This is a genomic window from Synechococcus sp. B60.1, assembly GCF_047462555.1.
In the GTDB taxonomy this organism is placed as follows: Bacteria; Cyanobacteriota; Cyanobacteriia; order Thermostichales; family Thermostichaceae; genus Thermostichus.
Genome location: NZ_JANSJN010000190.1, coordinates 1 through 1,789, shown reverse-complemented (window position 1 = coordinate 1,789; position 1,789 = coordinate 1). Strand labels below are relative to the sequence as shown.

The 1,789-nt window shown below is 50.9% G+C and carries 1 pseudogene; it reads left to right on the top strand.

Features of this window, described 5'->3' with window-relative positions:
• Nucleotides 1–237: 237 nt before the first annotated feature.
• Nucleotides 238–1,506 (top strand): annotated as a pseudogene (locus NW863_RS12900) (esterase-like activity of phytase family protein).
• Nucleotides 1,507–1,789 lie beyond the last annotated feature (283 nt).

Below are 1,789 nucleotides of genomic sequence, written 5' to 3'. Positions count from 1 at the left end.
AGGAAGACACGATCAACGCCGCCAGCATTGGCCGCGTTACCCCCGATGCTCTAAAAGTGATGGATCGGGCCGGTTGGAAGTAGATCCTGAGTGCAGCCTCCCGTTGCTTAAGCCGCAAACGTTAGGCAGCTTGACAGTTTTTGGCCAAACGTTGATACTCATGGGATGGCGCGGCCTCAGTTAGAGGCCGCACTCCTCTCCTGTCCATCTTTTTCAAAGCTTCTGGAGGTTTGACTAATGAAACAACTGCGCCCAGTAGCCCTGTTCTTGCTCCTTCCTTTTTTAACTTCTTCTTACAGCGATAGCCCAGCAAGAGCAATTGAAAACTTCCCTGAAAAGGCTCCCGTTCCCAAGCGGGATCTGCTTTTAACCACGGAAAACGGCGTCAAAATCTACAATGGCGGGTTTGGCTCTGGCCTTGCCTTTGATGGCCAGTACTTCTATGTGCTCACCGATCGCGGCCCCAATATCGATGGAGCTGAATCAAACGACAAGATTTTCCCTAAGCCCGACTTTACCCCTCAAGTCGCCAGATTATCTCTGGACAGCGATAGCTTCAAGTTAGACAAAGTCATTCTGCTGCAAGACGAAACAGGCAAAAATCTCACGGGGATTCCCAATCCATCTAATTTGGGGGGGACAGGAGAGAAAGCTTACGATCTCAGCGGCAAACCGCTGGCTCCGGATCCCAAGGGCATTGACCCAGAAGGCATTGCGGTGGCCAAAGATGGGAGTTTTTGGGTTGCCGACGAATACGGACCTCACTTGATCCATTTCGATGCCAACGGCAAGGTAATCGAGTGGATTAATCCTTTTGGGAGCGGATTCGGCGGCAAAAAGCTTCCAGAAGTTTACAAAAACCGGCGCCCCAATCGCGGCATGGAGGGGCTAACTCTGACGCCCGATCAGAACTATCTGGTCGGCATCATGCAGTCGCCGCTTTTGAACCCAAACAAAGACGTTCAAAAGACCGCGACCGTTTGTAGGATACTCTTCTACGAGCTGGCCACGGGCAAGTTTAGGGAATACCTCTACCCTCTGGAGGGAACAGGCACGGCTGTTAGTGAAATTGCTGCCATCACAAACACGACTTTCCTAGTCCTCGAGCGGGATGGTAAAACACCGGGAGCCGACAAAGAGGTGACCAAGAAAATCTACAAAATTGACATTTCTGGTGCTACTGATGTCTTTGACCCTAGCCCGAACGGCCGGCTGGTCAACGGCAAGACGCTAGAGCAGCTCACATAAGATGAAATAACTGCAGCAGGGATCAAGCCCGTTTCTAAAGAAGAAGTATTTGACATCATGTCGATCCCCAATTATCCCCACGATAAGCCAGAGGGATTGGTCATCCTTGATGCAAATACTCTTGCGATAGTGAACGACGACGACTTCGGCATTGTCTCAGAAAAGGGCGTAGTAAAGGAGAAAATGATGCCCTACCTAGATAACAAGCAAGACGAGAACATTGTCTATTTTGTCAAGCTGCCGAAGAGCTTGTTCTGAAAGAGCTGTCAAAAAGGGTGGGATCTTCTTTTGTTTCCCGAGAGCTGGTCGAGTTTTGTCAAAGCAGGTAGCTGCCGCAGTCTGAGATGAACAAAGGGATCCAGCCAAAGTGGTTGAGCAAATTTCTGTTGAGAAGCGGCTTCTCTGCTCTGAACGGCTGGGCGCTTCTGACGCTAACCCTCAGCGGCCTCATTCTCGTTCCCGTCCTGACGGTTCTCCTCAGCCTTTTTGCTGATGAGCGGCAGGTTTGGGAGCACTTGACCGACACGGTCTTGGGGCTGTA